16 protein-coding genes are annotated in these 19,260 nt (G+C 54.3%); 3 read left to right on the top strand and 13 right to left on the bottom strand.

Annotated elements, in window-relative coordinates; genetic code table 11:
- Complete coding sequence (locus H8B13_RS13145; RefSeq protein WP_187311264.1) at window positions 1–1,206, bottom strand: anhydro-N-acetylmuramic acid kinase; 1,206 nt, start codon at window positions 1,204–1,206, stop codon at window positions 1–3.
- 290 nt (window positions 1,207–1,496) lie between these two features.
- On the opposite strand from H8B13_RS13145, the gene H8B13_RS13150 reads away from it, so the two are divergent.
- A complete protein-coding gene (locus H8B13_RS13150; RefSeq protein ID WP_187311265.1) occupies window positions 1,497–1,949 on the top strand; it encodes an acyl-CoA thioesterase in 453 nt (150 codons plus the stop codon).
- 9 nt (window positions 1,950–1,958) lie between these two features.
- On the opposite strand, the gene H8B13_RS13155 is transcribed toward H8B13_RS13150, so the two are convergent.
- Window positions 1,959–2,543, bottom strand: a complete 585-nt coding sequence (locus tag H8B13_RS13155; RefSeq protein ID WP_187311266.1) for a DinB family protein — start codon at window positions 2,541–2,543, stop codon at window positions 1,959–1,961.
- Between the two features lie 153 nt (window positions 2,544–2,696).
- Here H8B13_RS13155 and H8B13_RS13160 point away from each other — a divergent pair, with 153 nt between their 5' ends.
- Complete coding sequence (locus H8B13_RS13160) at window positions 2,697–4,091, top strand: hypothetical protein (protein ID WP_187311267.1); 1,395 nt, start codon at window positions 2,697–2,699, stop codon at window positions 4,089–4,091.
- A gap of 74 nt (window positions 4,092–4,165) precedes the next feature.
- On the opposite strand, the gene H8B13_RS13165 is transcribed toward H8B13_RS13160, so the two are convergent.
- Together H8B13_RS13165 and H8B13_RS13170 are read right to left on the bottom strand one after the other, a co-directional pair.
- Window positions 4,166–5,149 carry a pyruvate dehydrogenase complex E1 component subunit beta gene (locus tag H8B13_RS13165; protein ID WP_187311268.1) on the bottom strand — a complete coding sequence of 328 codons (984 nt, stop codon included), beginning with the start codon at window positions 5,147–5,149 and terminating at the stop codon, window positions 4,166–4,168.
- Window positions 5,150–5,292: 143 nt separating this feature from the next.
- Entirely contained in the window at window positions 5,293–7,020 is a 1,728-nt protein-coding gene (locus H8B13_RS13170) for a tetratricopeptide repeat protein (protein ID WP_187311269.1), read from the bottom strand.
- Window positions 7,021–7,271: 251 nt separating this feature from the next.
- On the opposite strand from H8B13_RS13170, the gene H8B13_RS21685 reads away from it, so the two are divergent.
- Window positions 7,272–7,490 carry a PspC domain-containing protein gene (locus tag H8B13_RS21685; RefSeq protein WP_187311270.1) on the top strand — a complete coding sequence of 73 codons (219 nt, stop codon included), beginning with the start codon at window positions 7,272–7,274 and terminating at the stop codon, window positions 7,488–7,490.
- On the opposite strand, the gene H8B13_RS13180 is transcribed toward H8B13_RS21685, so the two are convergent.
- From H8B13_RS13180 to H8B13_RS13220, 9 genes are all read right to left on the bottom strand, one after another.
- A complete protein-coding gene (locus tag H8B13_RS13180) occupies window positions 7,413–8,531 on the bottom strand; it encodes a glycosyltransferase family 2 protein (RefSeq protein WP_187311271.1) in 1,119 nt (372 codons plus the stop codon). The two genes, H8B13_RS21685 and H8B13_RS13180, sit on opposite strands and share 78 nt — an antisense overlap.
- A complete protein-coding gene (locus tag H8B13_RS13185; RefSeq protein ID WP_187311272.1) occupies window positions 8,521–8,856 on the bottom strand; it encodes a YbaB/EbfC family nucleoid-associated protein in 336 nt (111 codons plus the stop codon). The genes H8B13_RS13180 and H8B13_RS13185 overlap by 11 nt, the downstream gene beginning before the upstream one ends.
- A gap of 240 nt (window positions 8,857–9,096) precedes the next feature.
- Window positions 9,097–11,091 (bottom strand): gliding motility-associated C-terminal domain-containing protein, encoded by a 1,995-nt coding sequence (locus tag H8B13_RS21585; protein WP_187311273.1) that lies wholly within the window; start codon window positions 11,089–11,091, stop codon window positions 9,097–9,099.
- 205 nt (window positions 11,092–11,296) lie between these two features.
- Window positions 11,297–12,784, bottom strand: a complete 1,488-nt coding sequence (gene hutH, locus H8B13_RS13195; RefSeq protein WP_187311274.1) for a histidine ammonia-lyase — start codon at window positions 12,782–12,784, stop codon at window positions 11,297–11,299.
- An 81-nt stretch (window positions 12,785–12,865) separates the two neighbouring features.
- Window positions 12,866–14,269: a histidine--tRNA ligase gene (gene hisS, locus H8B13_RS13200; RefSeq protein ID WP_187311275.1), complete on the bottom strand. Its 1,404-nt coding sequence runs from the start codon at window positions 14,267–14,269 to the stop codon at window positions 12,866–12,868.
- Window positions 14,270–14,449: 180 nt separating this feature from the next.
- The gene (locus H8B13_RS13205; protein ID WP_187311276.1) at window positions 14,450–14,791 is read right to left on the bottom strand and encodes a hypothetical protein; all 342 of its coding nucleotides are present in this window, start codon (window positions 14,789–14,791) and stop codon (window positions 14,450–14,452) included.
- Between the two features lie 308 nt (window positions 14,792–15,099).
- Window positions 15,100–17,508, bottom strand: a complete 2,409-nt coding sequence (locus tag H8B13_RS13210; protein ID WP_187311277.1) for an outer membrane beta-barrel family protein — start codon at window positions 17,506–17,508, stop codon at window positions 15,100–15,102.
- Between the two features lie 239 nt (window positions 17,509–17,747).
- Window positions 17,748–18,440, bottom strand: coding sequence for a DUF2459 domain-containing protein (locus H8B13_RS13215; RefSeq protein ID WP_187311278.1), 693 nt, complete (start codon window positions 18,438–18,440; stop codon window positions 17,748–17,750).
- A 160-nt stretch (window positions 18,441–18,600) separates the two neighbouring features.
- Window positions 18,601–19,062, bottom strand: coding sequence for a carboxypeptidase regulatory-like domain-containing protein (locus tag H8B13_RS13220; protein ID WP_187311279.1), 462 nt, complete (start codon window positions 19,060–19,062; stop codon window positions 18,601–18,603).
- Between the last annotated feature and the right edge of the window lie 198 nt (window positions 19,063–19,260).

Below are 19,260 nucleotides of genomic sequence, written 5' to 3' on the forward strand. Positions count from 1 at the left end.
CTACTGCGCGAACGAAATTTTGCCCATCGATACTGCTGGAATACCTGGCCGGCTGCTACCGAGCGGCGCATTGCTTCCTGCCAGGGTTTCATTTGCTAACACTGCGAAAAGGACGGCTTCTTTCGCGTCGGGATTGATTCCCAGGTCGTGGGTAGTAAGAAAGCGGCAATTAGGTAGCTGTAAGTGCAACGTCTTCATCAGCACTGGGTTGTGCATACCGCCGCCGCTGGCATATATGGTCAGCGGCGCATCGGAAGTCGGAAAGCAGCGCCGGATAGCCCGCACAATGCCCGCCGCGCTAAATTCGACGAGCGTAGCCAGCAGATCGGCAGGGGAGAGGCCAACCGAGTTACTTTGTTGCTGGGCCTGTACTACGTAGTCGCGACTAAATAGCTCCGGTCCAGTGGTTTTAGGGAAGGCCGCGGCGTAAAATGGATGATTGAGCAATGCACGTAGCAGCAGCTCGTGCACCTGGCCCTGAGCCGCGATGGTGCCATCGACATCGTAGCTTTTATCGGGGAAATAAAGCTGCGTGAACGCATCCAGAAGCGTATTGCCCGGGCCAACATCAGTCGAGAACATGGCCCCAACATCGAGGGAGCCAGGCAGAAACGTGAAGTTGGCGATGCCGCCCATATTGAGCAGGATGCGGTCTTCCCCGGCTTTGGAAAATAGTAGATAATCGCCATACACGGCCAGCGGCGCGCCTTCGCCGCCAGCGGCCACGTGCTTTTGTCGAAAGTCGCTGATCGTGAGAATGCCGGTACGCACGGCCACATGGTCGCCATCGCCGATCTGAAGCGTGGCGTTCGGGAAATTGGATTTGCCGTGCTGACTTTTGGGAGCATGAAACACCGTTTGGCCATGACTGGCGATGCAATCCACTTCCTGGGGGGTAATTTTCCAGGTGCGCAAGCAGTCCAGAACTATATCAGCGTGCAGCAGCGCTACCCAGGGGTTGAGAAGGCACAAATGTTCAAAGTCGATGGTGCTTTTGGCAAACACCCGCCTGATTTCTGCTTTCACCTCCTCCGTGTACGGCACCGTGGCAAACTGTTCTACCTGCACTTGGGTAGCTGGTCCACTGCCCTCAAACCGGCACAGCGCCACATCAAGACCATCAAGCGAGGTGCCCGACATCAGGCCAATGATACGCCGCTGGGGCTTTTGGGCAATAGTGATGAGGTGGTGCAGGTTAGGATTCATAGGCGGGTAAAAGTGGGGCAAACATTCAGGGAGTCCAAATTGAGGTTGGTAGGAACAAGGTCAGATGGGCTGAATCAACTGGAATAAGCCTAAGATATTCGGTGTCTAGCTAAAGACCTGGGCTCAAAAAGCCCCCCAGTGCTCTTCTGTAGAACTTTTTTGTGACTTCTCAAACCAGGTATTACTGGGCAGGTAATCAGCGTGTTGGTTCAGGACTCACCGCCGACAACTAGAAAGGGCCTAATTTGCCCCCCAAACTCCGTCAAACGAAAACCCGCTTATTCCCCCGAATGTCTGTTTACGAAAAAACCTTTACCGTACGCTGGGCCGATATGGACCCCAACGTGCATATGCGTCACTCCGCCTACACCGATTACGCTGCCCAAGTACGCCTCGATTTTCTGGCTGATCAGGGCTTTACCATGCGCCGCTTTGCTGAATTGCGCATTGGCCCCATTCTGTTCCGAGAAGACACCCGTTTTCTTAAGGAAATAGGCATCAGCGAGACCATCCGGGTGACGGCCGAATTGGGTGGGCTGAGCGCCGACGGCAGCCGGTGGCGCATTATTCATACAATATACAAAGCCGATGGACGTATGGCGGCTACCGTATCGGTAGATGGCGCGTGGCTCGACCTCAGCCTGCGAAAGCTCACGATACCCCCGGCCGAGATGGTGGAGGCATTTCAGCACGTGACGCGCCATGAAACTTACGCCGATATCGTGAGAGAGAAGAAGGAATAGAACTCTGGGTTATGTTGTCTGATTCTCTTTATGAGCTACCACTATCGGCGGTGGCATGGCCGCAACTGCTTGCGCAATTCGACTTACCTGCCGCTGATGGTGTAGCACATGGTCAACCATAAAATCCAGGGTTTGGTAAATGGTAAGCATACCAGACCGTGGGTGCTTGAAAATGGCTCGGTTCAGGAGCTTGGAAGGATATTCATTCAAGGTGCGCTCCAGCTTACGGCGCACGCTTTCCCACTCGGCCCGCAACATAGGCAAGGGTGGGACCTCATCGGGCGTCAGTCCTTTGAGCTTGGAAGGGGCGGCGAAGCGCAGAAAAGGCAGGCGCAGCAGCACTCGCAGCAAGGTGGCCCGCAAAAAGCCCCCCACACCCGCTTCCTCCAAATCCTCCGTCTGCGCCAGCTTTTTGTCGATGTATTGATTAATGCCCGTTTCGGAGACCAGCAGGTGATGTACCACCTGTACCGCCGACCATTGTCCGGGACCGGGCGAGATGCTGGCTCGTTCGCCCAGTAACTCTACCTGCACTAGAAGTTGATTGGTAGCTCGTTCAAGCTGCTCAAAACGTAGATTCAGACGATGATTCATGGTTGTAGTGCGCGGGAATGGAAGGTTACGCACAGCGGCGTAGCTTTGGCAAAAGATACGCAAAATATGCCCCCCAAGTAAGTCCTGCGTCATTCGTCAGGGGCGCGAATAGAGCTGGAAAGAAGCGTTGCGTATAAAGTCCGCGATTAAATTATGAGTTGGAATAAGGTACAAGATTTCCTGCGTAGCCCGCTGGCAGTTGGGTGGCGAATAGCGTTTGTGTGGCTTGTTTATCTGATCTATCTTCCCTTCAACGACTTTCAGGGCGGTAATCTTCAGCATGACGCCGTTCAATATTGGGTAATGGCGGTGAAATTTCAGCGGCACCACCAGTCATTTTCACTGCTGTACTACGACGATCCGCTTCGGGGGTATGTAGGGCCGCTAATGATGTTTCCGGCGCTGGCGTTTCGTTTTTTTACCGATTGCTCTATGCTCACGGCCGCCAAGATGCTGGGCTCCGTGTGGGCTGCTGTCCTGTTCGGGTTCTTGATTCCTGGCTTATGGACGAGTATCACTGGCCGTCGGATTATAGCAGGACGCTGGCTGCTGCTGGTGTTAGTAGGCTTTATTTTTTGGCGTGACTTCTTCAGTTTCACCCTCACCGATATGCCCGCGCTGGGTACGTTGCTGCTGAGCCTGTGGCTGTTGAACCGGCCGGGACTGCTGGCTTGGCTATTGGCCGGGCTGAGCATCGCTGCTACCTTCAATATGCGCCCCGTATACCTGCTAAGCTTGCTGCCATTTTTGGGCCTAGCAATTTGGTGGAGCCACCGGCATTCTTCCCAGACCACCGGCTGGCGTTGGGCCGCCCTCATCGTTGGTATGGCGCTCACCCTTGGCCCGCAGTGGGCTATCAACCGCATTCATTTTCATGAAAACACCCCCCTGACGCTGGCTCGGATGGAAGGTCACAAAGAATCATTTTACTTAAAACAGCTTGCCTGGGGAACACGCGTGCAGCTATATGATGGAGCTTTAACTTATCCAGGCGCTTTACCTTATGCTGATCAGTCGGGGGTGAAGCTGTTTGAACGGTTGAAGCAGCGGGAATACACGTCGTATGCACAGTATCTGCAACTGGTAGCTCAGCAGCCCGTCGATTTTTTCCTGCGCTACTCTCGCCATCTGTTCAATGGACTGGACATCCGGTATCCAACCCCTTACCGATTGACGGCAAATAGTCCGGAATCACTGCCCTTAAAGCTTCTGAATTATGTGCTAATAGCGCTGGCCCTCACCACCATCCGGCCCAAGCAGCTGCGCCAGCAACACTACTGGGTATTGCTGGCGCTCCTGTTGCCTTGTGCCGCAGCTATTCCTACTGCTATTGAGAACCGATTTTTACTGCCGCTCCATCTGCTTCTGCTCAGCGCAGTAGTATTCCTTTTTTCACCCTCCGAGTGGTGGCTTCGGTTTCGTTCACGCCCGGCATTGAGTGCATTAGCTGCGCTTGGGCTCGTATTATGGGTGGCAGGATGTTGGTGGCTGTCGGAAGCGGTGGGTCAAACAATCTGCCCTGGCTGCGTCACTAAGCTGCTGTATTAGGAAAGGTATCAAAAAAGCCCCCCAACTGCTGTTGGGGGGCTTTTTTGTATAAACTGAGTTCAGGAAAGCTTGCTTTAGGCTTTCTGATACAGTACTTCCTTCACTGCTTTCACCGTGCGCTCTACATTGGGCAACGACGCTTCAATGAGGGTTGGCGCGTAGGGCAAGGGCACGTCCATGCAGGTGATGCGAACGACGGGCGCATCGAGGTAGTCGAAGGCGCGACGCTGAATGGTGTACGTTAGCTCGGAGCTAATGCTGGCCAGCGGCCAGGCTTCCTCTACGATAACGATGCGGTTTGTCTTCTTAACTGACTCTATCAGCGTATTGTAATCAATGGGGCGCACGGAGCGGAGGTCAATAACTTCGGCTTCTATACCTTCTTTAGCCAGCTCATCGGCGGCGGCCGTCGCGATTTTCATCATTTTGCCGAAGCTTACGATGGTAACGCTAGTGCCAGGCCGAACGATATTGGCCTTACCGATTTCCAGCAGGTATTCCTCCTCAGGCACTTCGCCTTTGTCGCCGTACATCTGCTCCGACTCCATGAAAATTACTGGATCTGGGTCGCGGATGGCGCTTTTCAGCAAGCCTTTTGCATCATACGGGTTGCTGGGTACCACTACTTTCAGGCCGGGCGTGTTGGCAAACCAGTTCTCAAAGTTCTGCGAGTGCTGGCTGGATAGCATACCAGCGCTGCCCGTTGGCCCGCGGAACACGATAGGAATAGAATATTGCCCCCCAGACATCGAGTACATCTTGGCCGCCGAGTTAATAACTTGGTCGATGGCTACCAGCGAGAAGTTGAAGGTCATGAACTCGATGATGGGCAGCAAGCCGTTCATGGCTGCACCTACCCCGATACCGGCAAAGCCCAACTCAGCAATGGGCGTGTCAATCACGCGCTCGGGGCCGAACTCGTCGAGCATACCCTGGCTTACTTTATAAGCTCCATTGTACTCGGCTACTTCTTCGCCCATCAGAAACACGCGCGGGTCGCGGCGCATTTCTTCAGACAAGGCTTCGCGTAGGGCTTCCCGGAATTGGATGGTCCGCATAGTTATTCTGGTTAACGAAATCGAAAGGTCAGAGACAGAAAAGCCGGCGCTACACCGGCGCGTAAAGCTACAACGCACAGGGCGCCGGGGCAAATGAAGGATGGAAGAACGAGCTTCCTAATTAGAAGCGATGCTTTAGATCCTTACCGCAGCGCCTCCAAAAATGCCTTCGACCTAGCATAGCTACTAAACTCCATATCCTCCACGGCGCGCTGGGCATAAGCCCGATCCAAGGCCACAGCCTGACGCAGCCGCTCTCCTACAAGGCTCTCGTTGCGGGCGCGGGCCGCTACTACGGCTAGGCAGTAGTAAGCCATTGCATCATCAGGCTTCAACGATAAGGCTTCCTGGTATAAGGTTGTAGCGCCTTCATAATTCTGCTTAATCAGGTAGATCAAGGCCAAATTCATGGTGTTCTGGTAAGATTTGCCGCTGAAGCTGAGGCTGCGCAAAGCGTCGTCGAGCTGACCAATTTCGATTTCCAGCGCAGCTTTATCCGCAAAAACCTTCTCTAGCACGGGGCGCGGTCCGCCGAGCTTAATGGCGTAATCATAGCTCTGAAGTGCCTCAAGCTGATCGCCAGCGCGGTGATAAGCGGTTGCTACTCGGAAGAACAGCTCAGCCGTGGGGTTACGATGAGCGGCCAACGTGAAATAAGTAGCCGCCCGGCGCTGGTAGGCCCGGCGCGACTTGTTGGTTATTTCTTTTTCAGAGCGCTGCAAGAGCACCGCCGCCAAGTTATAATAAGCCTCCCAGCGGCCGGTAGTGGCTACAGCGGTTTCATAAATGCGCTGTTTCTCGGCGAGTAGGGGCGTGAGCGTAGCGGAATAACGCAGCTCCTCCGGCGTGAGAGCATCCGTTTCGGCCGCTTTTTCAACAATCTTCTTGGAGAGCAGATATACCTCAGAATCATAGCGGGGCGGAGCGGTGTACTGCACGGCTACCGTACCGAAGCGCAACACCGGGTACACGTAATCTTCGAGGTAATCATAAAAGGATAAGGTGTGAAGCCGCTTTTCCTTCTGTGCAAAAGAGCCCCGCGTATCGTTCACAATCTGTACAACGGAATCAATTTGCTCGGGCTTGAGGGCTGATTCCTGCACTTTGCTCAGAAATAAATCCCAGCGCTGCCGATAAGCCTGCGTTTCAAATACGATGCTGCGCACCGAATTATGATACGAAAAACCGTCGACGCGCTGCTTGTAGTATTTGGCCAGAGCCTGAACCCGCCGGTCGGCCAGGCGCGGGTCGTGGGCATCAAGAGAGTCGGGAGAGTGACCAGCCACAATCATGACCCGCTCGGTGCGCTGGTTGGAGTCGATAAAGTCTTCCAGCGCGGCCACGTTAGTGCCCAAATAGTTGCGAATAGCCGACTTTCCGGCATCGAAGAAAAATGGCAGTATGCGAGTACCGCTGCGATCATTGCTAACCGTTTCGGGTAGCACATCCAAGGTCGAATCCTGACGTACCACGAGGCGGGCGGTAGTCACGATGCCCCGAGCCAGCGGAAGCTCATTGCCTTTTACCATTTTGCCCCCCGGCTTGAGGCGGCGCGCATCGGGGCGGGCTATCAGCGTGCCAGGGCTTTTGCGCGGCGTGTACGGAAAGGAAAACTGCTTGGTAATAACTAGCTTATTCTTATCCTGCTCGTCGTACAGATACTCGCCCGAAACAAAAGTAATGCGACCCAGCGTATCCTGCTGCAAGCCATTTCCGTAGCGGTAGCTGAGGTCGAGATTATAGGCTTTGCCTTTGCGTAAGTGCTTGGCTGGCACGCGGGCCGTTACTTCAAACAGCACGTTTTCGCCGTTACTTTCCAGCACCGCCGGCTGCACACGCACTTCCTGACCTTCTTGCGCAACCTTTAGCATCCGCGGTAGCGTACAACCCGGTAGCGCCACGATCGTTAGGCAGACAAAAGCTGGTAGAAGCGAGCGAAAAGCATCTTTCATAGATCTATTTAAAGGCGGAAAGCCGGGTTATCGAATTGAAGCAACAAACGCAAAACTCGGTTTTGCCGGCTAAAATTGCTTGCTAGTTACAGCACGCAGCTTGATGTTCGGTGCTTTTATCGTTATTTTGACCAATCATAGCCTGTGTAAGGGCTTCATACTGAGGAGCAATGAGACAATTAACCGACTTCATCGAAAAGCAGAGCTTCGGGGTCTGCAATGCCTTGGGGAACCGGCTGGGCTTCTCCACGAGCAGCGTGCGATTATCATTCGTCTATGCTTCTTTCTTCACCTTCGGATCGCCGGTAGTATTATACTTTGCGCTGGCTTTCTGGATGAACGTGCGCCGCGCGTTGCGGCGGCAGCGGAGCACCGTCTGGGATTTGTAGGTCGGTGAACGTCCGTTTTCCCAGCCCAAAATAAGCCCACACCAAACTTCGAGCGTACACGCCGGGGCGCTCCGACACCCGTAAGTGAGGTCGGGCTGCCATTCGCTGCTGCCGCCAATAGGTACGGTTTTTAAAAAAATCACGATGCGCCCGCAGCACGGCACGTGCATCAGCAAAGGCGCCTTGAGCCAGCATACGTAAGGCCGCAATCCAGTCCAAACCAATTCGCTGGATAAAAATGCCCCCCAACTCACTCTGGGGGGCATTTTTGTATAACAGAGCTAAGCCGTTGCGAAAGTTGAGATAAGTTTTGCGGGGGTTGGACTTGTGCAACGTGCCGCCGCCCACGTGGTACACCGTGCTGCTGCCTTCATACCATACTTCGTAGCCCGCATTCCAGAAACGCCAGCACAGGTCAATTTCCTCCATGTGGGCAAAAAAAGCTGTTTCCAGTCCACCCAGCGCATGCCAGGCACTGGCCCGCACTACCATGCAGGCGCCACTGGCCCAGGCTACGGGGCGAGCGTCGTTATACTGGCCGTGGTCGGTTTCGAGGGTTTCGAACAAACGGCCCCGACAGAAAGGATAGCCTAAGCGGTCGAGGTAGCCACCGCCGGCACCCGCGTATTCAAACTGCGTAGGTGCGGCATGAGCAAGTAGCTTGGGCTGGCAAGCGGCCACCGCAGGCTGCCGATCCAGCAGCGCCACCAAGGGCTGCAGCCAGCCCGGCGTTACGGCTACATCAGAATTAAGCAGAACGTAGTAAGTGGCATCGAGCTGAGTTAAAGCCTGGTTATAGCCAGCACAAAAACCCAGATTTTCAGGATGCTGGATAACTTCAACACTCGGAAAAAAGCCCCCCAGCAGTTCCACCGAGTCGTCGGTGGAGGCATTATCAACTACCACCACGCGGGCACCATCGGAGTGGGCCAGCACGGTGGGCAAAAAAGTGCGCAGCAGCTCGCGGCCATTCCAGTTAAGAATAACGACGGCTACGTGCGGGAGCGAAAGGGTAGGTGACGCGAAAGGATCAGAGGCCAAAATTGCCAAGGTCGAGGCCCGGAAGATTGGGCATCAAACCGGCCGTTTTGTTCTTAAGTTCTTCTTTCGCTTTCTCACTAACTTCATCGAGAGCCTTATTTACTGCCGCTACTACAAGGTCAGCCAGCATTTCCCGGTCTTGCGGATTGAGCAGCGACTCATCTATTTCCAGCTTCACCACATTGCGCTTGCCATTGGCTGTAGCTTTCACCAAGCCCCCGCCGGACTCGGCCGTTGCGGTCAAAAACTGTACTTCATCCTGGGCCTGCTTCATCTTATCCTGAAGCTCTTTCACTTTGCCCATCATGCCCATCATATCAAACATAAGCCAAAATAGTGCCCTGAGGGCGTTTAAATGAGGTTTTGAGAAGCTGACTAATACCTGCTTAAGCAGTGCAGTAGGTGCCGCACCTGGTTTTCACGGTGTCAGTGCAGAGGCAGCACCCAAAGCAGTTCGTGTACGACGACTGACAAGCAAAGGTACTTCGTTTGTCAATTTCAGTACCTGCTAGAGCAATTAAGTAGCTCAGACCTGAGTTATAGGGCTCACTATTTACTGCTTCGGCTAGCGTACGATGGTAATGGCGCCGTGCTGCACGAATGGCTTGCCTTCATCGGTGAGGGCCTCGAAGCGCCACGCGTACGCCCCAGGTACGGGTGCCCGCCCATTGATGCGCCCGTCCCAGGTCTGGGTACGGTTGGTGCCGCGAAACACTTCCTGGCCATTGCGGTCAATGATAACGAAAACAAATGTGCTCAGGAAACGCCCTTTTACTTCTAATACATCATTTAGTCCGTCGCCATTGGGTGAAAATGCTGTCGGCATTGCCAGGCGGGGCTGACGCGTAACATTCACTAGGTTAGAATAGCTGGCCGTAGCTAAGCCGCCCCCTGTAGCCTCAATGCGGTAGCGCACGGTGCTCTGATTAGTAGGAGGTTGAGTATCTACGTAGCTCAATCCGCTTACGGGGATGATATCGATGGTAGAGCCATTAAGCGCCAGGCGTACCAGCTGATACTGCACCGGAATAGCGGCATCAGGACCTCCCAGCGGCGACCAGGTGAAGCGGGCTCCTTCGGACTGAGGGTCAACGGCCAGTACTACGGGAGAAGCGGGGTTGCTATCGGCTGATATACTGCCGCAGGCATCGCGGCGGCGGGCAAGATAAACCGGTGGATTAGTAACGCTCAGGTTTTCGGGCGTGTCGCTGATTGTAGGTGCGTTTACCACGCCCAATTCAACAGCAGTAGGGGAAGCTCGCAGAAAGGTAAGTTCATTAGGCAACGGCTGGCCAACTGCATTAGTAGCGTATAACTCCACTTTATTGCTGAGCGTGAAGCCTGCTACCAGACGCGGGGGTTGCGGCGCAGTACCAGCTGCTGTCGTTACGGATGCTTTGTTGGACCACGAAGCAGCCCGATCTACCAGAGCCACAACTTGATACGTATAGGTAGTACCACAACTCGCTGTGTTATCGAAGTATTCATGGGGGCCATTGCCAGGCAAGGTTGCTATAATTGTGGGATTCACTCCTGGCTCAGTTCGTTCTATTCGGAAAGTTCCGACTACAGGGTCGAGAGTTTTCCATTCGAGTTTATTGACTCCATTCGCTGACGTAGAAACCAGACTGATAGCATTAAATAAATTAACTGAGCAAACCAGAGGAGAAGCTGGCAAACCAGTAGTTAAGCCAGTACCGCAGGCCGAGGAGGGAAGGATACGATAGCAACCGGGCAGCGGGGCATTAAGCACAGTATAATCCCGCACGATACCGTTGCCGCTGATACGACTGGCAACGGTACGAAAACCGCCAGGTTCAGCCACCTGAACTTCATACTGAAACCCAGGTTGGATGTTATCGAAATCAAATACAATATTCTTATCGCGCACCTCAAGCTTCGTAAGTATAGGGCGGGATGAAGGCGCTGCTGCGGGCGTAAAGTTCTGTGTGCTACTGTTGCTGCACTGATTATTGCCTGCGTAGTTACCCGTTACCGTTACAGCCGTGACGCCTGCGGGAACGGAAAACGTGCGTGGCTGGCTTCTATCTACGTTAGGAAACACGTTGTTCCCAATCTTCACGGTGTAGAGGTTAGCCGTGTACGCTTGGTCAGTAATAGTTACCTGAACAACGTCGGCGGAGCACGAAGTAAGCGTGAAGGTGGGTGCTGGCGACGCCTTTACCTCAAGGCGTTTGGAGAAAATAATACCCGAAGCCCCAACGGCCTGGGGGGTGTTTTGAGTAATAACCACAAAGCCGCGAGTAGCGTCGGCGGCGCTAGGCGTATATAAAGCATTGGTTGAGAAGTCGGAGCCAGTGCAGGTGATAGCGGCCCCGGTGGCGTAGCGCACAACGCTCGGGTCGAGTTGCCGACCGCTATTATCTATGAGTCTTATTTCTCGGTCCGCGCACAAGGTCGATATTTCTGTACCTGAAGAAGCATCAACGATCTTAAAATCGGCCCCCGAGTTAGGCGTGTTCTCACAGGTTTGGGCGGGAGCCAGCGTAGCCAATAGCAACGCTGGAAGTAGAACAAAAAGACGATAGAAGTTTTTCACGAAGCTTATAACGTACCCAAGGGGTGTTTGCGTTTTCGGATGACTGAAAGTAAGAAGTTATGCCTGCATAAAAGCCTTTGCAAACTCCATCACTAATAAGTCAAGTTCCTGTATTGTTGAGAATTGAATAGGCTACCCTTAAGTAAAGAATATTTTTGCCAATGTAGGCTTTGTGAAGCCATACAGGCGAAAATGAGTGTCTTAATTACGGCCATTCGTAGGTGCGAACGAAGGCGGCGGCGGCGTGCAAATCGGGGTACAGCACCCGGTCCCGACTTACGAAAGTTACTTTTTGCCGGAAATCCTCGACTATCTGTTCCAGCGCGGCTGAGGTTCGAGCCGGCCGTCGAAACGCTAGTGCTTGCGCGGCAGTCATTAGCTCGATACCCAAGAGCTGCTCTACGTTCTCGACCACGCGTCGGGCTTTGGTAGCCGCGTTGGCGCCCATGCTAACATGGTCCTCCTGCCCGTTGCTGCTCACAATACTATCGACGGAAGCGGGCGTGCAGAGTTGTTTGTTCTGACTCACGATGCCAGCCGCCGTGTACTGCGGAATCATGAGGCCAGAGTTTAGGCCCGGCTCTGCCACCAAGAAGGGCGGCAAACCTCTCTGCCCGCTGAGCAACTGGTATGTGCGACGCTCCGAAATGCCCCCCAACTCGGCTACGGCAATAGCCAGAAAATCCAGGGCCAAGGCCAGGGGCTGACCATGAAAATTGCCCCCTGAAAAAATAGCATCGTCGGCAGGAAACACATTGGGGTTGTCAGTCACCGAGTTGCATTCTGTTTCCATCACCTGCGCCACGTAAGCGAAGGCGTCGCGGGAGGCACCGTGTACCTGCGGCTGGCAGCGGAGGGAGTAAGGATCCTGAACGGCAGCTTTGGGTTGATCCTGTAGCTCGCTGTTAGAAAGAAAGTTACGTATGCGCTCGGCTGCGGCCACTTGCCCGGCATGCGGCCGCAATTGGTGTAAGCGGGCATCAAAGGGTTGGTTTTGCCCCCCAAAGGCTTCCAGCGACAACGCACCAATCGCGTCGGCGGCGTTGGCCAGGCGTTGAGCGCGCAGGGTACAATGCACGCCGTATGCTAGCATGAACTGAGTGCCATTGAGTAGTGCCAGTCCTTCTTTTGCTTCCAACTCAATGGATGGCCAGCTAAACAAACTTAGGGCGTCGGCGGAGGCGAGGCGGTAGCCCTGGTAATTTACTTCTCCCAGGCCCAGCAACGGCAAACACAAGTGCGCCAAAGGTGCTAAGTCGCCGCTGGCCCCGAGGGAGCCCTGCTGATAAACCACCGGATACATCTCGCGATTATAAAAGTCGAGCAGGCGTTGCACCGTGGCCACTTGCACGCCACTATGCCCATAGCTTAGGCTCTGTGCTTTAAGCAAAAGCATTAGCCGGACTACCTCCTCGGGCACTTCGTCGCCGGTACCACAGGCGTGCGACATCAGAAGATTGAGCTGGAGCTGGCGGCGTTGCTGGGGGGCAATTCCGGTGTTGCAAAGTGCCCCGAAACCAGTGTTGATGCCATATATTGGCGCGTCCGACTGCTCCAGCCGGTCGCGCAAATACTCATAGCAGGTGGCAACGCGGTGCCGGGCTTCGTCGCTCAATACAACTTTGGGTCGCTCGCGAAGCAGGTGCTCTAAGGTAGATAGACTGAGGTGGGTGGTCGGGTTGAGGGAGTACATTCGGGGTGGGAGAAAGCCGATTGTGATGGGAGCGTTCGATGTGAGGGCGGCGCTTCTAAAAACCGATTATCAAAGCTTTACTTATTGACTCAGATTGCTCAATACGTCATCCAAAGCAAGCAGCTGCTCATGGCCAGTGCTCATATCTTTGAGCTTTAAAAGGTTTTGCGCCCGCTCCTCAGAGCCTTGCAGCAACACGTAAGGAATGCCTTTTTGGTCGGCGTATTTAAACTGCTTCACCAGCTTGTCTGGGGTGTGGTACAGCTCACTCGGAATGCCCGCCGCTCGCAACTGACGCAAAACAGGCAGCACCGAGCGGCCCGCTTCTTCGTCAAAATTCACCAACAGACAGCGCGTAGTGGTTGCTGCATTTGGCGGAAACAGGTTCAGCTCTTCCAGGCAATCATAAAGCCTGTCGACGCCGAAGCTGAAGCCTACGCCTGACACGCCCGGCAGCCCGAAAGCGCCCGTAAGGTTGTCGTAGCGCCCGCCGCCGGATACGCTGCCAATTTTGACGTTGTTGATCTTGATTTCAAAGATGCAGCCGGTGTAGTAGGAAAGGCCGCGGGCCAGCGTGGGGTCAAATTCTACTTTGTCGAACTGCGTGAAGCCGAAGCTGGTGAGATAATCCTGTACCTCACGTAAATCCTGTATACCCTTGTATGAAGGGCTGTTCGAACCTTCACTCTCCGACGGTAAGCTGGCCTTTTGGAAAGCAGCGTCCAACTTCTCCAGCTTTTCGCCATAGCTACCGGAGGTAGCCAAAAGCTCAAATAAGTGCTCCGATGCCTGGGCTGAAAAGCCGCGCTCAGCCAACTCTTTCTCTACGCCTTCGCGGCCGATTTTGTCCAGCTTATCGATGGCCACAAACAAATCTGACTCCTTGCCTTCGCCGCCCAGCGCCTCATAAATATTGCGCAGCACGCCCCGATGGTTGATTTTGATAGTGAAGTCGGTGAGCCCGATACCGTTTAGCACCTCACACATCATGAGCACAATCTCCGCTTCGCAGAGCAGCGAATCGGTGCCAACTACGTCGGCGTCGCACTGGTAGAATTCACGGTAGCGGCCGCGCTGCGGGCGGTCGGCGCGCCATACGGGCTGAATCTGGTAGCGTTTGAAAGGAAAGGTCAGCGTGCCACGGTTCATTACCACGTAGCGGGCAAAAGGCACCGTCAGGTCGTAGCGCAGGCCTTTTTCGGCAATTTTGGGCAGGACTTTGCGGGTGCCCTCCGCAATATCTTCCGGCGCGACATCTTTCAGGAAGTCGCCGGAGTTCAGCACTTTAAACAGCAGCTGGTCGCCTTCGTCGCCGTATTTGCCGGTGAGCACGGAGAGGTTTTCGAGCGTGGGCGTTTCGAGCGGGGCGTAGCCAAACAGCTCAAACGTACGGCGGATGACGCCAAAAATGTAGTTGCGGCGCGCCACCACGGCGGGGCCAAAGTCGCGGGTGCCTTTCGGAATGCTGGGTTTTTGGATACTCATCGAATGCAGATCAATAGGGCTGCGAAGGTAACAACGATTGGCCGCACGCTTCATCAACCCTATTACACAACTGCAAATACAGCTAAGGCAGTAAGCTGAGTGGTGGATGTAATTTCAACGGCTATTCACAGAAAAAGCCCCCCAATACGTTTGTGGGGGGCTTTTTTATTGCGTAAAAAGCTATTCGCTTACGCCCAGGTCAGCATCAAGTAAGGAGGCAACCATGAGGGGCTGGGAGGCGGCATCCAGGTGCAGAAAGTGGTGCTGCACTTCTTCCGGCACATGGCAAAGCACGAGCCGTCGCTCCTGGCAGCGCAGGTGATAGGCATAAGCCAGGAGCAATTCAATTGCCTCCGTTGGCATATGTTGCAGCAAGCTACAATCTACCCACACAGCCCGCTTGCTGCTTCGGCTGGCCCGAAATAGCGCCCTACTCAGTTTCTCCTCGTCGGGAGTATGCGAATCAGGAGCTAGGATTAGTAGGTAGCTTTCCGGTAATATTTCGCGATGTACATCAAGCATATTAATGTCAGACAGGGCAGCTATCACCGAGAGCCTAGCCAGTAGATATTAAGATTGATTCGGGGGCTTGCGGGTTAGGGCCAGCGTAGTTCCGACTTCGGTAAATAATCGAGTATTCTGCGGCTAATACGTATTAATTGTACAAAAGCTGTCTTTTTGCACTTTTTTAATTGAAATAAAATGCAGCTACTATTACGGTCGATGAGCTGTACTGTAATTAATGAATTAGTAAGCTGATAAACAGTGTTTTACTGAAACAAAAAAGCCGTGACGAATTATTCGTCACGGCTTCCTTTTCTATTATAAAATTAGTCTATGCCTCCTTCACTTGGGTCTTCCGGGCCTTGTTGCTGCTGGTCGCCACGGTCGCCGCGGCGGCGCCGTTCGGGCTGCTGAGCGCCGCCAAAGCGGTACGTGAAGCCCAAAAAGCCTACCCGGGTTTCGCGCTTGAAACTGTTTTGCGATTCAAAGCCGGGCCCAAAAGAATCGAAGTTGAAGCGTAGCGTATTGAATATATCCGACACGCGCAACGTGATGCTCCCTTTGTCCTTTAGTACCGTGTATTTGCCGGCAAACTCAGTAAAGAAGAACTCGCCCCGCCGGCCCTGGGCCGTGACAGCCGCCGACCGATAGTTAGCCGATAACTGGAAATCGAGCTTCTTGGTGATCGTAAAGTTGTTGTTCAAACGACCGGTGTATGTGAAGTTGCGGTTGTCGATATCGGTGCCGGGTGCTGTGCCTTCGATGATGTTGCGGAACCCTGATAGGTTGGCGTTAAGCTTCCAGAAGGAGGCAACTGTAGTTGAGCCAACCAACTCAAGGCCGTAAGCCGTACCGCGGGCCAGGTTTAGAATTGTTTGGTTGGTAGTGGGCGCCTGGAGTTGCTCATTGAAGCCCAACTGGCGAAAGCGCTGCACAGAATTGTTGGTCTGGCGATAGAAAGCGGTAGTTGTGAAGGAGTTGGACTGGCCAAAAAACTTCTGGAACCCTAGCTCATAGGAGTTGATGTATTCGGGCAGCAAAGCCGGATTGCCGCTGCGCGTATTCAGAGGCTCAGAGCGGTCAATGAAAGGGTTGAGCTGGTTAACACCCGGCCGGTTGAGGCGGCGTGAGTAGCTGAGCTGTAGGCGCTGGTCCTTAGACAGGTCGTAGGCCAGTACGGCGCTTGGAAAGAGGTTTAAGTAGCTGCGAGTGAATGTAGTATCCTGAATAGCGGCCGACTGGTTGCCTTCCGTGTTGGTCTGCTCCAGGCGTAGGCCACCTTGGTAACTCCATTTGCCGGTAGCGTTGGCGTACGTAGCGTAGCCGGCCTGAATATATTCCTCATACAGAAAGCGGTTGGAGAGTAAGTCGTTCTGCACCAGGGCATCGAAGAACTTGTAATCGGCATCAAACTTCCGCAGTACGCTTTTAAAACCAGCCTCCAGGCGGCCTTTCTCTCCGAAGGGATGCACATAGTCGAGTTGGGCTGAGGCTTGGTCGATGGCGTTGTCGAAACGCTGGCGCTGCTGCACGAAGGGCGAGTCGTCGTAGGGAATGCGGTTAGTGATGCTTTCGCTTTCGCTCCGAATGGGCGTGAATACGGCATTGGCAACCAATTCGCGGCGGGGCTGATCCTTCCACGTACGACGGTAGTCGAGTGCGTAGTCAGTTGAGCGGTTGAACTCACGCTCGGCGTTAGCCAGATTAAAGCTGCTGCCGGGGGGCAAAATTCCCCCATTCGGGGCCGACTGCCGGTTGGCCTGACTCTCAAATTCCTGCTGCCGGTTGAAACGCGGCTGCGCGCTCAGAGTAATTGTTTGATAATCTGTCAGGTTATAGTCTAAGCCAAAGCGGCCAGCGTGGGAAGTGCGGTAGTCGAGGCCTTGCTCGTTCTGGTCAAGGATGCGGGTTTGTTCTACCGCATCGGCGTTCAGGAAAGTAGATGTTTGGAAAGAGTTGCCGGAGCCAACGCGCCGATCGCGCCGAAAATCGTAGCTGCCGAATACGTTCAGCTTGCCTTTGCGCGCGTTCAAACTCAACGAACTGTTGTATTTGTCTTTGGTTCCGGCTGTCACAGTCGCGATGCCGTTTACGCCGTCTTTGCGCTCCTTTTTCAGAATGATATTAATAACGCCGGCCGTGCCCTCCGCGTCGTAGCGGGAGGAAGGATTGGTCACGACTTCAATGCTTTGAATACTGCTGGCCGGAATCTGGTCGAGCACAGCCGAGCGGCCCCCGCCAGCGGCGCCCGTCGGCTTGCCATCCACAAAAATGGTCACGTTGCCCGAGCCGCGTAAGCTCACCGAGCCCGCCTGATCTACAGTTACCGATGGCACATTTTGGAGCACATCCACTGCCGAGCCGCCGGTGGTGGTCAGGTCTTTCGAGACATCAATTACTTTCTTGTCGAGGTTATCGGTCAGAATAGCGCGCTCCCCCTGCACTACCACTTCCTTGAGGCGGGTGGTGGTAGATGCCAAACGAACGGGACCCAGTGCCACCGTCGGGCTGCCCGCACTCAGCGTAACGGGGCGCCGCACGGGGCGGTAGCCCAGAATAGTGGCCCGCAAGGTATAGGTGCCAAACGCTACATTCTCAATAGCAAAAGTGCCGGTTTCGGTGGTCTGGGCACCCGAAATAAAGGTGGAATCCTGCGCCCGCAGCAGCACCACGTTGGCGAATGGAACGGGCTGCCCATTGCTTTGCTCTACCAAGGAGCCGGTTACCGTGCCCATCTGAGCTTGCGCTTGCCAGGCTATAGCCAGAGAAAGAAATAAGGCGAAAAAAAAGCGTAATCGAGCGTGAGCGCCCCTTTGTAGTAAATTCAAATACATGAGACTCAATAACAACCAAACAAAATCAATCAGCCAGAAGCCTACAGTTACCTAACGTAAAACCCGCTGCTTCAGCCGAACCGGAGCAGCGGGAATCGAGCAAAGAACCGCTTTAGGTCTAATAGGTTGCAGCCCGACAGTCAATCTGTTGGAAGTTGTCTGGGGGGCTTTTTGGCTGCCTGCCGAGCTTGATACAGTACAGAGGCAGCAAAAGGAGCCTTCAAGGCAGCCCGCAGGCCGCTGGTGCGCAAGCACCGGTTTGTCCAGTCGTTGCAGGTACGCAGGAGGTGATACTTGCCTTTGGCCCTCACAAAAAAATCGTCGGGAGTATAGCCAGTTGCGTTCGTCAGCATCGGGCGGCCTACTGAATCGGTTTGCCATGATTGCTCCACGAAGGTGCTTAGCTGGCGGTACTGCGCTTCGGAAATAAGTAGTGAAGCTACTCGCTTGCCGGGCTGGGGGGCATTTTTATAAAAATCGATGTGTAAAAGCGTGGGCGATGGGAAAGCGGCTCGCAACGTAGCGCCGAGCCCCGGAAATTGCCCCCCATACGAGCCCAGATAGAAAGCTTCGTTTCCCCAGCCAAATCCAACATACTCATACCGCCCAAACTTGCTGACCACCGTCGAATCATTCAGCTTTTGGAGCCAATAGGTAGCAGTGCGGGGTTCGCGCACGGGAAATACCAGGTCGGAGTGAACACCATTGGACACCACAAAAACCTGAATGCCATCGGACGTTTGCCGGAAATCGCTGTTTGTGGGCACCAGCGTACCCGTCAGCAGCAGTAAAATGAAGGCGACAAATGCAGCCATGAGCCAGCGTAAGAGCATAAAGGCCCAAGTAGTGGCTTTTTTAAATAGCGCCAACTCCCGGATTGTATTTCGTACTGAAAAGGCGGCTGGGGGGCTTTTATGCAGCCGCCCGGCTTACTGCTCTGGCCGGAGAGCAACAAGTCGGGCGGATAGAAGAGCACTAAAAGGCAGTGGTCGGCTAGCGAACTGTTAAGGTGCTGGCTGTCAGCGTACGGCTGGCAGAAGCTACCTTAGCCTGACGGATGATTGGAGCATCTTTTTTAGAGGGCCGCACAGCCAGACCGCGCATCAGCGGCTGCATTTCAACCGAGCCGAGTGCAACTCTGCCCTGCAACATGCTAAGCGATACAACGGGCTTCAACGACTTGTAACCCAGTACGGTAGTGCGCACCGTGTAGTCTCCCAGTGGTATATTATTGAACTTGAAAGTGCCTTCAGCATTGGTGGCCACGCTGCGTACGAAGGAGTGATCATCGGCGCGGAGCAGCACTACGTTGGCAAAAGGAATTGGCTCCTGGGTTTCGCCATCGAGAAGCTGACCGGTAAGACGGCCGTTCTCGGGGCCGGAAGCAACTAGTTGAAGGCTACCTAAAACGAAGATAAGAGCAGCAAGGAAGCGGTTGATGACAGAGGATTTCATGGCGATTTGAAAGTTTAGAAAGGAGAGGAAAAGGAGCCACCTGGGCACAGGGGAACAGCCGCGGTTCTGTTCGGGAGTGAGGCAGGTAACTAGAAAAAGACGATTAGCGAGCCCAGATGGTCGGGCGCCGGGGGCGCGAACCTAGTGGGGCGGGAGGCTTCAACCCGTCAGGCTGGAAGCGGCTCCGGTGGGTGGCTT

It is taken from the genome of Hymenobacter sp. BT188 (assembly GCF_014333585.1).
GTDB lineage: Bacteria > Bacteroidota > Bacteroidia > Cytophagales > Hymenobacteraceae > Hymenobacter.